The following is a 10,389-nucleotide window of genomic DNA, read 5'->3' as shown; positions in this document are numbered from 1 at the left end:
GCCAAGGTCAGCCCCTACAAGACGGTCAGCGTCAACGGCGTCCCCATGACCCCGGCCCAGGCGTACGCGGCGGCACGCAGCACACCCGACTCCGATGCCTGACGCAGGCTGTCTGTTGCGGTTTTGCGCAATCAAGCAGATATGATCGTCGCGGCAGCGTGCTTCGTCTCGGGATCGAGCGGAGTCAGCACAGCCGACCGTACGACCCGCAGGCGACCGCCTGAGCGGCGAAAGCCGGAGGACGCTTTCATGACCGGCGCGAACAGCTTCACCGTCTCGGGCTATGGCCCCGAGCGCCCCACCTGGACGCGGCTTTTCGCGCGCGACTCCGTCATCCGCCGGCTGGACTGGCCGATACTGCTGGCCGCTCTGGCCCTGTCGTGCATCGGTTCGCTGCTGGTGTACTCCGCGACGCGGAACCGCACCGAGATCAACCAGGGCGACCCGCACTACTTCCTCGTCCGGCACCTGATGAACCTCGGCATCGGGTTCGTCCTGATGACCGGCACGATCTGGCTGGGGCACCGCGCCCTGCGCAACGCGGTGCCCATCCTCTACGGGATCTCACTGCTCGGGGTCCTGCTGGTGCTCACCCCGCTCGGTGCCACCATCAACGGCAACCGCAACTGGATCGTCCTGGGCGGCGGATTCTCCCTGCAGCCCTCGGAATTCGTGAAGGTCACCATCATCCTGGGCATGGCGCTGCTCCTCGCGGCCCGGGTCGACGCGGGTGACAGGAAGTACCCCGACGGCCGCACGGTGATCCAGGCGCTGGGGCTGGCCGCCGTGCCCATCATGGTCGTGATGATGATGCCGGACCTCGGCTCGACGATGGTCATGACGGTCACGATCCTGGGCGTGCTGGTCGCATCCGGCGCCTCCAACCGCTGGGTCTTCGGTCTGCTCGGCATCGGTGTCCTCGGCGCCGTCGCCGTGTGGCAGTTGCATCTCCTGGACCAGTACCAGATCAACCGCTTCGCCGCCTTCGCCGACCCGAGCCTGGACCCGTCCGGAGTCGGTTACAACACCAACCAGGCCCGGATCGCCATCGGTTCCGGCGGTCTGACGGGCGAGGGGCTCTTCCACGGCGCGCAGACCACCGGTCAGTTCGTCCCGGAGCAGCAGACCGACTTCGTCTTCACGGTCGCGGGGGAGGAACTGGGCTTCGTGGGCGGGATCCTGATCATCTCCCTGATCGGAGTGATCCTGTGGCGCGCCTGTCGCATCGCCCGGGAGACCACCGAGTTGTACGGCACGATCATCGCCGCCGGCATCGTCGCCTGGTTCTCCTTCCAGTCCTTCGAGAACATCGGCATGTCGCTCGGCATCATGCCGGTGGCGGGAATTCCGCTGCCGTTCGTCTCCTACGGCGGTTCCTCGATGTTCGCGGTGTGGGTGGCGGTCGGCCTGCTGCAGTCCATCCGGGTGCAGCAGGCGCGACCGTGACGTCACCGCTCAGCTGACCTTCACGGTGACCGGCGAGGAGTGGAACGTGCCCGACTTGGTCGCCACCCGCACCTGCTCGGTGCCCTTCTTGGTGAACGTCCGCTTCACCGTGTAGGTGCCGTTCTTGTTGACGGTCGTCGTGGTCCTCAGCGTGGTCCACTTGCCGTTGTGCAGGTGCTGGAGCACCAGCGTCGATCCGGCCTTGATGCCCCTGACGCGGCCGGTGAACACCACGGTGTTGCCCACCTTGACGGCCTTGTGGTTGGCCGAGACGGTGATCGAGCCCATGGCGGTCGGCGTCCGGGAGGGCTTCATCGTGGGCATGCCGGTGCGGGTCACGGAGGGCTTGGGGGCCGGTGTCCCGGTCGCGGCGACGGCTCCCGCCGTACCGGTCGACAGCATGGCGGCGGACAGGGCACCGGCGGCGAGCGCACGGGCGCCGCGGCTTCGGGTGGAGCTCATTGTGGGTCTCCTGTTTTCGTCGGAGTCCCCCCTGGGAGCGAGCCGGCCACTCGGGCGGCTCGCGAATCCAGGCTGGCCCGAACGTGGCTGAGCGGCATGTCGAATGTGAGTGCGCAAGCCGTTGAACCATCTACCGCTTTCGGTGGAGCCGCAGGTCGGGCAGCGTTTTCTCCACCGACACCCCCTTACCCGACTCCTGCGTTCCATCGCTGAATTGGAGTAACGTCATCAGCTCTGCGCGTTACCTGCTTTCGGCGGGGGCAGGGGCGGCAGACGGGTGTCGTAGAGCCAGGCGCGCAGCAGGGGTTCCACCACCCTCGGCATGGTCCGGCCGGCGTGGGCGATGAAGGCGGCCGTGTCGGCGCTTTCGCCGCGGTGGGCGTGGTGCCAGCCGCGCAGCATGGCGAAGAAGCGGTCGTCGCCCATCGTCAGGCGCAGCGCGTGCAGCGTGCACGCGCCCCGGTTGTACACCCGGTCGTCGAAGATGCGGTCGGGGCCGGGGTCGGCGATCCGCAGCCCCGTGCCCTGCCGGGCGAGGGTGCGCCAGGCCACCCGGGCGATGGTGTCGGCGGAGTCCTCGCCGATGTGCTCAGACCAGAGCCATTCTCCGTAGGTGGCGAAGCCCTCGTTGAGCCAGATGTCCCGCCAGTCGCGCAGGCTGACGCTGTTGCCGTACCACTGGTGGACGAGTTCGTGGGCCACCAGCGTCTCCCAGGTGCGCTCGCCGTCGATGTGGTTGCGGCCGAAGACGGACGCCGTCTGGTTCTCCACCGGCTGGTCCAGTTCGGCGTCCACGACGACGGCGCCGTACGTCTCGAAAGGGTACGGCCCGAACCACCGGGTGAAGGTCTCGAACATCTCCGGCTGGCGGCCCAGATCGTGCCGGGCCCGGCCGGACAGGTGGACGGGGTAGGCGTTGCGGCCGGTGATCGGGCGGCCGGTCGCGCTGTCCGTGGCCCGCCAGGTCTCGTGTGCGAAGCGGCCGGTGTACACCGCGGCGAGGTAGGGGGCCATGGGACCCCTGTGGTGGTACGTCCAGCACTCGGTGGTGTCCGAGGTGCGCCACTCCAGCAGGGCTCCGTTGGCGAGCGCCTGGTGGCCGCGGGGCACGGTCACCCGGAAGGTGAACTCGGCCTTGTCGTCCGGCCGGTCGTTGCACGGGAACCACGACGGGGCGCCCAGCGGCTGGGCGGCCACCAGGGTGCCGTCGTGTGCGTCGCCCGTGCGGTCCCAGCCGATCTGCCCGAACGGTGTGCGGACCGGGCCGGGCCGGCCGCCGTAGCCGATCTCCAGGGTGAAGGGGGTGCCCGCCGGGATCGGGCGCGGCGCGGGCAGCAGCAGTTTGTGCCCCTTCCGGCCGGGCCGTACGGCGGCCCCGTCGACCAGCGCCTCGTACACGGAGAGCTTCACCAGGTCGAGGCGGACCTGGCGCAGCGTCCGCTCGGCCACCGCGCGGATCTGCGCCCGGCCCTCCAGCCTGCCGGCGGCCGGGTCATAGGCCAGGCGGAGATCGTAGGCGAGCGTGCGGTGATCGTCGCTGCCGTGGCCGACGAAGTAGCGCGGCGCCGGCTTCGGCAGGCCGTCCGCGGCCATCGCCGCCAGCGGCGCAAGCGCCGCGCCCCGGACCAGGGCGCGGCGGCTGCACCAGGTCATGCCGTCTCCTGTTCGACGAGCCGGGCGGCGGGGCCGGCCGCGGGGACGCCGGCGATGGGGTTGCCGGCCCAACGGGTGCCGTCGGGCACCGTCTCCCCGCGCATCACCAGGGACGCCGCGGCGATGGACGCCCCGGTGCCGATCGCGGTGCCGGGCAGGGCGATGCTGTGCGGGCCCAAGGAGGCGCCGGCGGCCAGGCGCACGCTGTCCATCCGCATGATCCGGTCGTGGAAGAGGTGGGTCTGCAGCACACAGCCACGGTTGACGGTGGCGCCGTCCCCGATGCTGACCAGATCCGTCTCCGGCAGCCAGTACGTGTCGCACCACACCCCGCGTCCGATGCGCGCGCCGAGGCTGCGCAGCCACCAGTTCACCACGGGCGTGCCCAGGTGCGCGGCGATGCCCCACGGCACGGCCAGCACCTCCACGAACGTGTCGAACAACTCGTTGCGCCACACGAACGACGACCACAGAGGCCGCTCCACCGGACGGAACCGGCCCACGAGCAGCCACTTGGCGGCGGTCGTGGTCAGACAGGCGACCAGAGACGCGGCCAGCAGCAGCGGAACGCCCGCGAGCGCCGCCAAGGGCAAGCCGCCCACGTCCAGGGCCCTCTGCTGGGCCAGCAGCAGGACCTCGGCCAGCAGTGTGCCGAGGATCACCGGCAGCACGCGGCACGCCTCGACCGCTGCGCGGGCCGCCACCAGCCGCCTGGACGGGGCGAACGTCCGCGCCGAGTCGCCGTCCTCGGCCACGCGAGGCAACGGCATCGCGGGCCGGCCGATCCACGACGACCGTGGTTCGGTGCGCACCGGTGCGTCGGACAGCACACCCACCAGGGCGTGGTCGGCCACCTCACGGCCGGCGCCGACGATGCCGGAGTTACCGACGAAGGCCCGCCTGCCAATCCGCACGGCCCCCAACCGCATCCAGCCGCCGCGCAGTTCGAACGGCGCCACGAGCGTGTCGTCGGCCAGGAACGCCCCGTCCTCGACCCGGAGCAGCGACGGCAGCGGCAGCACGGTCGAGATCTCGGCGCCCCGGCCGACCCGGGCGCCGAGCAGGCGCAGCCAGGCCGGTGTGGCGAGGCTCGCGTAGAGCGGGAACAGGCTGCCGCGAGCGCCGTCGAGCAGCCGCGTCACCAGCCACGCCCGCCAGGCCACGCCGCCGTCGGCGCGGTGCAGGCCCGGCGTGATCGCGCGGCTCAGCAGGCGCACGGTGAGCGCGGTGAGAAGCGTGCCGCACACGGTGGTCAGCACGGCGAACAGGGGTGCGGCGGCGAGCAGCCGCCAGGTCGCACCGGACAGGGTGGCCGTGCCGCGCACCAGCAGCCAGGTGATGACGAGCGCCGGGGCGGCGGCCAGCAGCGACAGCAGCGGCAGCAGGGTGAGGGACAGCGCGTAGGCGAGATGCCAGCGGCGCCGGCGGTTTGCCGGCGGGGCGGGCCGGTCCGGGTCCGCGAGGCATTCGGCGGGTGCCGCCGGCCGGGCGGGGGAGCCGGCCCATACCTTGCCGTCGGGGATGCGGCCGTCCAGGCAGCCGCCGGCGGCGAGTTCCGCACCGTGGCCGAGGACCGCGCCCGGCAGCAGGGTGCTGCGGTGGCCCACCCGGGCGTCCGCGCCGACGACGACCCTGCCGACGTGCAGCGTGTCGCCGTCGAGCCACCAGCCTGCGATGTCCGCCTCCGGTTCGACGCTGCACCCGTCGCCCAACTCGGCCAGGCCCGTCACCGGCGGCATGGCATGCAGTTGTATGTCCCGCCCGGTGCGGCAGCCGAGGATCCGGGCGTACAGCGCGGCCCACGGGGTGCCGAGCAGGGACGGCACGCCGAACGCCGCGACCGCACGCTCCGCGCTCCACAGGCGCAGATGGACGGCGCCGCCGCGCGGATGGGCGCCCGGAGTGATCGAGCCGGCCAGCGCGCGGGCGAGGGCCGCCCCGAGCAGGCAGCGCACGGGCGCGCTGAACAGCAGCACCCACCCCGCCAGGACCAGCCACCACGAGGTGTGCGGCGCCCACCGGTGCGGCGCGATCCAGCCGAGGACGTCGTCCGCCGCGGCCAGCCCGACCAGACCGCGCAGCCCGGTGACGCCGTAACCGGCCAGGGAGACGAGGAACTGCACCACGGCGGTCCGCCGGGGCACGGGCCGGGCGGGGCGCACGTCCTCCGCGGCGCCGGTCAGGGAGTCGAGATGGTCGGCCATGCTCTGCAGCACCGGATGCCGGTAGAGGTCGGCGACCGACAGGCCCGGGTAGTCCCGGCGCAGCATCGAGGCCATCCGGGCGGCGGAAAGGCTGGTGCCGCCCAACTGGACGAAGTCGCTGTCCGGGCCGGGCCGCAGGCCCAGCAACTCCTCCCAGACGTCGGCCAGCCGGGCGGCCGTCCCGTGCAACCGGTGGGCCGCCTCGCCGTCGTGCCCGGCACCGGCCAGCGGCACCGGCCAGGGCAGCGCCTTGCGGTCCACCTTGCCGGACGCCCGCGTGGGCAGGTCCGCCACCTCGGCCAGCACCGGCACCAGCGGTGCGGGCAACCGCTCGCCCAGCAGCGCCCTCGCCTTGTCGGCGTCGAAGGCCGAGCGGCCGTCGGCGGTCTGCTGCGCGACGATGTAGCCGACCAGCACCTGGGCGCCGGCCGCGGTGGCCTGCACGGCCGCCGCCGCGCCGCGCACCGCGGGCAGGGCCAGCAGGGCCGTGTCGATCTCACCGAGTTCGACACGGCGCCCGCCGAGCTTGACCTGGTCGTCGGCGCGACCGAGGAACACCAGTCCCTCGGCGTCGGCGCGCACCAGGTCGCCCGAGCGGTAGGCGCGCGGCGAGCCCAGCGCCGGGCACGGCCGGAAGCGCTCCGCGTCCTTGACGGGGTCGAGGTAGCGGGCGGTTCCGGCGCCGGCGATGACCAGTTCGCCCTGCTCGTCGAAGGCGACGGGATTCCCGGCCTCGTCCACCACCGCCAACTCCCAGCCGGCGAGCGGCAGTCCGATGCGCACCGGCTGCCCGGGCTCCAGCCGGGCGGCGCAGGCCACCACGGTGGTCTCTGTGGGGCCGTAGGTGTTCCACATCTCCCGCTCGGGGCGCGCGAACCGTTCGACGAGTCCGGGCGGGCAGGCCTCGCCGCCCAGGATCAGCAGCCGGACCCGGCGCAGCGCATCCTCCGGCCACATCGCCAGGAGCGTGGGCACGGTGGAGACGGCGGTGATGCCGCGGGCATCCAGCCAGGGGCCGAGTTCGAGCCCGGCGCGCACCAGGGACCGTTCGGCCGGCACCAGGCAGGCACCGGAGCGCCAGGCGAGCCACATCTCCTCGCAGGAGGCGTCGAAGGCGACCGAAAGGCCCGCCAGAACGCGGTCGCCGGGACCGAGAGGCCGGCCGCGCAGGAACAGCTCGGCCTCTGCGTCGACGAAGGCCGCGGCGGAGCGGTGGGTGACGGCCACGCCCTTGGGCGCGCCGGTCGAGCCGGACGTGAAGATGATCCAGGCGTCGTCCCCGGGTGCGGGTGTGGGGCCCGTGGCCGCTCCGGACGGCGGTACCAGCTCGGCGGGTTGCGGGTGCGGCCCGAGGACGTGGCACACGCCGGCCTCGCGGAACACGGTCGCGGCGCGCTCCTCGGGGTCGTCGGCGTCGACGGGGACGTACGCCGCACCGCAGTACAGGACCGCGAGGATCGACAGGTACAACTCCGCGGTACCCGATGGCACTCGTACGCCCACCCGGTCGCCGGGGCCGATGCCCCGCTCGGTGAGCCGCCGCGCGCGGGTGTGGGCCTCGGCGCACAGCTCCCGGTAGGACAGCACCTCGGCGCCTGCGTCCAGCGCGGGTGCGTGCGGGTGCAGCGCGGCGGTCGCCTCCAGGACGTCGACGAGCGTGCGGGGCGGCGCGGCTGCCCCGGAGCGGAACAGGGCCCGGTTCCTCGGGACTTCAGGGGAGGGGTTTGACGTATCGAGTGCGGTCGAGGTCAAGGTGGTGCCTCTGGATTTCCATGTCCGGCGGGCCGGTGGGCCCTTTACGGCCTGTCAGACACCCTTTGCCGGGTGACACGTTCACCAACTCGGTGCAATTGATTCACAACCCGCCCATGGGGGGAAATTTGTGAACCAAATACCAGAAGTCACCCTGCCGTACTCCTGGCGCCGTTCGGCCGCCTCACCGCACCGGGAACCCGAACGCGTAGCCCTGCTCCTTCAGCCGGGGCAGGAGCGTGGCGAGCGCGGCCACCGTCTGCGACCGATCCCCGCCGCCGTCGTGGAACAGGATCGTGGGGCCGTTGCGCAGTTCCCGCTCCACGGTGTTGACGATCGTCCGCACCCCGGGCCGCCGGTAGTCCTCGGTGTCGACGTTCCAGCCGAGCGGGCGCATCCCCAGCGATGCGGCGATCTGGCGGCTGTACGGCGTGAAGGCGCCGCCCGGCGCGCGGTAGTACAGCGGTTTCACCCCGCCGGACGCGCGCTCGATCATCCGCTCCGCGTCGACGACCTCGCTGTGCTGGTAGGAGGCCGGTTTGCGGTCCATCGCCACGTCGTGGTGGACGCTGTGGTCGCACAGGCGGTGCCCCTCGGCGACGACCAGCCGCACCACGTCGGGATACCTGGCCGCGTTCGGCCCGATCATGCAGAAGACCGCGCGGACGCCGTTCTCATGGAGCACCTTCAGCACGCGCGGCGTCCACACCGGATCCGGGCCGTCGTCGACGGTTATGTTGACGGCGTGCGTTCCCTTGTCCGAGGCGTGGGCGATGTCCATGCTCACCACCGGGGCGGGCAGCTGAGGATCGGGCGCGGACGTCTGATCCGCCGGCGGCCGCTCGGAGGTGTAGAGCGGCGACGACGGTGAGGGCGAGGTGCTCGCCGGCTCCTGGCCGCCCGGGCGGCCGTCCGTCGTACTGCCCGTGTGGCTGCCCCATATCGGTCCCAGCACCGCGGCGACGACCACCGTGGTGGCCGCCGCGAGCACCACCCGGGTTGCTTCCCGCACCGCGTGCCGCCCCCTGTCATGTCTTCAGTGTCCCTGCGCTCCCGCGCCCCCGCACCGGGCAGGGCGGCGGGATACTTCTGCCGCCGACTCGGGGCCCTGCGTGGAGGACCCGGCCCGCCTCGGCTCGCTGCGGCGCTCATCCGCCAGGCGCGCGGCGTGAGCCCACGGGGCACCAGCATAGCTTGCCACATTGCGCAAATGTGCAATCTGGGGGTACTTCGCAGGGCTGGTGGCGCGATGAACCAGCCGTACACGGTTATTGCGGTGCGCGTGCGGGTTCGAGAGGGCCGGGGATGCGGCGGATGACCTGGCAAACGAGGGTTCGCGAGACTCTGTTCGAGCTCCGTGCGCAGGATGTCTCCGGCGGTTTCCGCGTCGCCACGTGCCACGGCATCGACGAGTGCTGCGTGGACGATTTCACAGGCCCGTCAGCACCGGATTGTGCGCGGCGGCGACAACGGCGGCGTGCAGGAGGGCGGGAAGTCGACGCTGTTGAGCCTGCCCGGGGCACGGCAGCACCCCACCCGTGGAACCGTGCACGTGCTCGGTCACCAACTCGGGCGCGTGGACATGCGGGAGCTGCTCCAGCGGGTGGGGCACGTGAATGCCCGGCATCCGTTGCGTACGCCGCTGGGAATGCCTCAGCCTTCGTCGAGCACCGACCGGATCACGTGCCGGGCATTGCGCGCCATCGCCGGGTTCGTCTTCCGGTAGTACGGCAGTGCGATCAGCGCCTGCGAGAGCGTCCGCCCCCGGCCGCGGATCCAGGTCGCGTCGTCCACGCCCAGCGCCTCGCGGAAGACTTCCCTCGCATCGGTCGGCAGCAGGTTCCAGGCCGGGAACAGATCGCAGGCTGGATCACCCACCCCCAGGCATCCGAAGTCGATCACCGAGGTCAGCCGGCCACCATCCACCAGCAGGTTGCCCGGCATGAGATCGGCATGCAGCCACACCGGCGGACCGCCCCAGCCCGGGGCCCGCAGCGCCTCCTCCCACACAGCTGCGGCGGCATCGCAGTCGACGCCCTCCTGTGGGATTCCGCGCAGTTCCTCGATCGCTGTCCGGGTCTGCGCATCGAGCGAGGCGACTGGCCCGCCGCGGTGGGCCTGCGGCGCCCCTGGCAGGGTGATGCTCCGCATCGCCGCCACGAATTCGGCCAGATCCTCGGCCAGCAGGACGGGTTCGCTCAGCTCCCCGGCCTCGGGATTCTCTCCCGCGAGCCACTCGTACACCGACCACGGCCACGGATATCCCTCGGCGGGCTGCCCGGCTCCGAGCACCTCGGGGATGGGTGTGGGCAGGTGGGGCGCGAGGCGAGGCAGCCACGTCCGTTCCATCGCCACGTCCTTGGCGCCGCCCTTCACCAGCGGAAGCCGTACGACCATGTCGTCGCCCAGCCTGTACATGGCGTTGACCGTGCCGCCGGACGGAAGCCGCTGCACCGCCAGTCCCGCCCACTGAGGGAACTGCCCAGCGATCAGCCGCCGTACAAGGTCGTCGTCGATGGGATGCATTCCGGGATGCATGTGCCGTGTGCTCATTGCACGTCATCCGACCGCTGGACGCCTACGAGCGTCAAACTCTTCTCCGCCTGCCGACGGTGCCGACCACCGTAGGCTTGTGTTCCCTCGTGGGCGGCGGGCCGGGCCGCAGCCGAGGACTCCCGCTCCCGATGAGCGTCATCTGCGAGCTGCTCGGCGCGGCCTCCGAGCACCGGCATCGGCTGCCCCGTCGGCGCAGCTTCATCGGCAACGGCGTCGAAGCGCTCGCGGTCCGCTCAGCCGGCCCAGTGCATCGGGGACGTCCCGCTGCAGATCTGGAGGTTGTGGCCGCCGACCACATGGGCGGCCGGTTCGGTCC

6 protein-coding genes and 1 pseudogene are annotated in these 10,389 nt (G+C 72.1%); 2 read left to right on the top strand and 5 right to left on the bottom strand.

Going from position 1 to position 10,389, the window contains the following annotated elements; all coding sequences use genetic code 11:
* Positions 1-249 precede the first annotated feature (249 nt).
* Positions 250-1,446: a rod shape-determining protein RodA gene (rodA, locus tag ACWC2T_RS26665; RefSeq protein ID WP_450672883.1), complete on the top strand. Its 1,197-nt coding sequence runs from the start codon at positions 250-252 to the stop codon at positions 1,444-1,446.
* A gap of 9 nt (positions 1,447-1,455) precedes the next feature.
* Here rodA and ACWC2T_RS26660 read toward each other — a convergent pair whose 3' ends face one another.
* The 4 genes from ACWC2T_RS26660 to ACWC2T_RS26645 form a co-directional block, all read right to left on the bottom strand.
* A complete protein-coding gene (locus ACWC2T_RS26660) occupies positions 1,456-1,908 on the bottom strand; it encodes a hypothetical protein (protein ID WP_450672882.1) in 453 nt (150 codons plus the stop codon).
* Between the two features lie 228 nt (positions 1,909-2,136).
* Entirely contained in the window at positions 2,137-3,561 is a 1,425-nt protein-coding gene (locus ACWC2T_RS26655) for a M1 family metallopeptidase (RefSeq protein WP_450672881.1), read from the bottom strand.
* Positions 3,558-7,517 (bottom strand): Pls/PosA family non-ribosomal peptide synthetase, encoded by a 3,960-nt coding sequence (locus tag ACWC2T_RS26650; protein WP_450672880.1) that lies wholly within the window; start codon positions 7,515-7,517, stop codon positions 3,558-3,560. The genes ACWC2T_RS26655 and ACWC2T_RS26650 overlap by 4 nt, the downstream gene beginning before the upstream one ends.
* Positions 7,518-7,701: 184 nt before the next feature.
* Complete coding sequence (locus ACWC2T_RS26645; RefSeq protein WP_450672879.1) at positions 7,702-8,529, bottom strand: polysaccharide deacetylase family protein; 828 nt, start codon at positions 8,527-8,529, stop codon at positions 7,702-7,704.
* A gap of 354 nt (positions 8,530-8,883) precedes the next feature.
* On the opposite strand from ACWC2T_RS26645, the pseudogene ACWC2T_RS26640 reads away from it, so the two are divergent.
* Positions 8,884-9,162, top strand: a pseudogene (locus ACWC2T_RS26640) (hypothetical protein); the annotation flags it as partial.
* Positions 9,163-9,170: 8 nt separating this feature from the next.
* Here ACWC2T_RS26640 and ACWC2T_RS26635 read toward each other — a convergent pair.
* Complete coding sequence (locus tag ACWC2T_RS26635; protein ID WP_450672878.1) at positions 9,171-10,055, bottom strand: aminoglycoside phosphotransferase family protein; 885 nt, start codon at positions 10,053-10,055, stop codon at positions 9,171-9,173.
* Positions 10,056-10,389: the final 334 nt, after the last annotated feature.

The organism is Streptomyces sp. NPDC001393, assembly GCF_053597455.1.
This window is presented reverse-complemented; position numbering and strand designations above follow the sequence as displayed.

Excerpts from the sequence above, each read along its gene's own strand:
- ACWC2T_RS26655 (WP_450672881.1), bottom strand. The coding sequence starts at position 3,561 with ATGACCTGGTGCAGCCGCCGCGCCCTGGTCCGGGGCGCGGCGCTTGCG.
- ACWC2T_RS26635 (WP_450672878.1), bottom strand. The coding sequence starts at position 10,055 with ATGCATCCCGGAATGCATCCCATCGACGACGACCTTGTACGGCGGCTG.
- rodA (WP_450672883.1), top strand. The coding sequence starts at position 250 with ATGACCGGCGCGAACAGCTTCACCGTCTCGGGCTATGGCCCCGAGCGC.
- ACWC2T_RS26660 (WP_450672882.1), bottom strand. The coding sequence starts at position 1,908 with ATGAGCTCCACCCGAAGCCGCGGCGCCCGTGCGCTCGCCGCCGGTGCC.